This window comes from Parabacteroides provencensis (assembly GCF_900232875.1).
GTDB classification, from domain to species: Bacteria; Bacteroidota; Bacteroidia; order Bacteroidales; family Tannerellaceae; genus Parabacteroides; species Parabacteroides chinchillae.
In genome coordinates this window covers 1-3,308 of sequence record NZ_LT960499.1, presented here as the reverse complement: position 1 = coordinate 3,308, position 3,308 = coordinate 1, and the positions used below count along the sequence as shown (strand labels likewise).

Genomic DNA, 3,308 nt, shown 5'->3' with positions numbered 1-3,308 from the left:
AATGAATATTTACTTCACCGGCATTATTCTTCGCATACATAGCACCTTCAGACAAGTGTTCTTCCATTGCGGTACGGACTTTTCCGGGATATGAATGGAAAAGAAGCAAACCTTTAGGAAGCTGGCCATAATTCAATCCTTTAGGTTCCAACAAATTGGAAACAATCGCTTTATAACGTCCCTCCTTCATCAATGCCGGAATATCTTTTTCTTCATTGGCAAGGCAAACGTTGTTTAGTGCATCATAAAATGCGAACTTATTTATTTCGGAAAAAAACGTGCGTTCAAATGCATTGGCAGGCTCATCATAAGTGGAAGATAAAAACTCATACAAGTTCTTGAACATACGGCTTGCCGCACCGGAAGCAGGAACAAATTTCACAATCTTCTTATTCTTTGCCAGATAAGCGTCCCAAGCATCCATATAAGCGGCCTGCTGCTCCTGAGAAATTACCATTATTCCTTTTTCAACGGAAGCGGAAGCAGCTATTTCCAGGAAAGGGAACCCTTTCACAAAACATGCCAACTGTCCGTCAATCTGTTTTTCGCTGATTCCTTTGGCCGACAACTGTTCCAAGTCTTTTGCGTTTAACATAGTATATAAATTTAATTGATTAATTCATCATGAATCCACAGCCTTTAAAAGACTCCGGATATCGCAAATGTATAAAATAACCGCTAGATTAGTATTCATATTCCAATAAAAAAGATACTTTTACAACATGTTTTACGGCCTGTCCGCAAGTGGGCAGTAAAAATAACATAACAATGGATACACAATCATTCTTTACCGAGGAAGAGAAAAAAACGTTTTTCTCAAAGTACAGATTACTATTACGCAATCTTTATTCTTTCCTGCAAAGAGAAGATATTCGAAAGATGAAAAGTCTTATGCAGCGCGTTGTTGCATTAGATTGTTACGGCAGAGATAAAAACGGGATCAACGGTTTATTGAGAAACATAGATACCGCCTTGATCGTAACCCAGGAGATCGGATTAAAAAGAACTCCCGTCATCGCTTTACTGCTATACCGGCCCGTACTTAAAAAAATCATAACGTTAGAAGATGTTGAGCAAACTTTCGATCCGGACGTTACACTTATTATCAGCCGCCTGCTAAAGACTTCCGATTTATATGCACGCAACACGGCCGTCAATTCGGAGAACTTCCATCATTTACTTTTTTCTTTTGCAGAAGATGTAAGGGTTATCCTGATTATGATTGCCGATCGTTTGTGCTTAATGCGTTTGGGCAAGCAGTTAAAAGAAGATGACCGCATCCGGTTAGCCACCGAAGCATCCTATCTATATGCTCCTTTAGCCCACCGGCTAGGTTTATATTCAATAAAAAGCGAGCTTGAAGACCTTTCTTTAAAATATACAGATCGCAAACAGTATGATTTCATCAAGCAAAAATTAAATGAAACCAAACGCTCGCGAGATGCCTACATTGCCCAGTTTATCGCACCTATAAAGAAGAAGCTGGAAGAAGTTGGTTTAACGTTCGATATAAAAGGGCGTACCAAGTCTATCCATTCCATCAACAACAAGCTGAAAAAACAAAAGATCGAGTTCGAAAGCATATACGACCTTTTTGCTATCCGGATCGTACTGGAAACACCATTGGAGAAAGAGCGTTCGGAATGCTGGCAAGTTTACTCAATCGTCACCGACATGTACCAACCCAACCCCAACCGATTAAAAGACTGGATATCCATCCCTAAAACCAATGGATATGAAAGTCTGCATATCACGGTAATGGGACCACAAAACAAGTGGGTGGAAGTGCAGATACGTACCAAACGTATGGACGAAATAGCAGAACGGGGACTTGCCGCCCACTGGAAATATAAAGGTATAAAAGCGGAAAACGGATTAGACGAGTTTCTTACCACCGTACGTGCCGCTTTAGAGGCCAAGGAGAGCAATCCTTTAGACCTGATGCAAGATTTCAAAATGGATTTATACAAAGACGAAATATATGTATTTACACCGACCGGCGAACTTATCAAGTTAGCCAAAGGTGCCACAATATTGGATTTTGCCTTTGCCATCCATACCAAGTTAGGCAGCAAATGCGTTTCGGCTAAAGTTAACGGCAAAAACGTACCTATAAAATATGTTCTGAATAATGGAGATACGGTATCGGTTATTACCTCGCCTGCACAAAGCCCAAAGAGAGATTGGCTGAATTTTGTTGTAACCTCGAAAGCCCGCGTTAAAATAAAACAGGCTTTACGCGAAGAGGCTGTCAAGGCCGCAGAGTTTGCCAAGGAAATGCTTCAGCGACGCTTTAAGAACCGGAAAATAGAGGTAGAAGAAGCCATACTGATGCGTTACATTAAAAAGAAAGGATTCAAAACCGTTACCGATTTCTATATAGAAATTGCGGAAGAACGTCTCGACCCCAATAAAGTGATTGACGAATACCTTGAATTGGAACGCAAAGAGAAAGAGGTTAACGACCACATAGAAGTACGCAGTGCCGAAGATTTCATCACAACAACAGAGGTAGAAGAAATTTCGACGAATAAAGACGTTCTGGTCATCGACAAAAACTTAACAGGTATCGAATACAAGCTGGCAAAATGTTGCAACCCCATTTACGGCGACGAAGTATTCGGCTTCGTTTCTACGCAAGGAATCAAGATACACCGGCTGGATTGCCCTAACGCACAGGAAATGTTCAGCCGTTTCGGTTACCGTATTATACGCGCAAAATGGAGCGGCAAAGGTGACAATGGCTATATTGTTACCCTCCGTGTTATCGGACGGGATGATATAACAATTGTAAGCAACATAACTTCCGTAATCGGAAAAGAAAGCGGAATTACATTACGTTCCATCAACATAGATTCGGTAGACGGATTATTCCAGGGCAACTTTACCGTCATGGTTAAAGATACCACATCTTTAAACATGCTTACTAAAAAGATAAAAACAGTAAAGGGCGTAAAAACAGTAGACAGGCTTAATTCATAAAGATTATTCCCTATCTTTGCCCCCGCAACATCTCATAAACAAGATGAAATACATTCCTTGTATAAGACATATATCTGTGGAACATGTATGTTCCACAGTCCTTCTTCATGAAGAAGGAAATTTTACAAAAAAAACGTAACCTTTCCTCCTCCTTTTTCCCGGTAAAACTCAATCAAAACATAGCAGGCTGCAAGGGCAGCCTGCCGAAAACGTGTGTCCGTACCACACGGAAAACCTCCGTACACCTACAAAAGTATCACCGACGCACCGGCGGAGGCTCCGTACCCCTACAAAACCATTACCGGAGTAGCTGCAGCCATTTTGTA

The 3,308-nt window shown here is 41.1% G+C and carries 2 protein-coding genes; one reads left to right on the top strand and one right to left on the bottom strand.

Features of this window, described 5'->3' with window-relative positions; translation table 11 throughout:
* On the bottom strand, positions 1–595 hold a 595-nt coding region (locus tag CTY47_RS16540), incomplete at its 3' end, for a DUF4301 family protein (protein ID WP_143813415.1).
* A gap of 173 nt (positions 596–768) precedes the next feature.
* Between CTY47_RS16540 and CTY47_RS16535 the strand changes: the two genes are divergently transcribed.
* Entirely contained in the window at positions 769–2,982 is a 2,214-nt protein-coding gene (locus CTY47_RS16535) for a RelA/SpoT family protein (RefSeq protein ID WP_099465887.1), read from the top strand.
* Positions 2,983–3,308 lie beyond the last annotated feature (326 nt).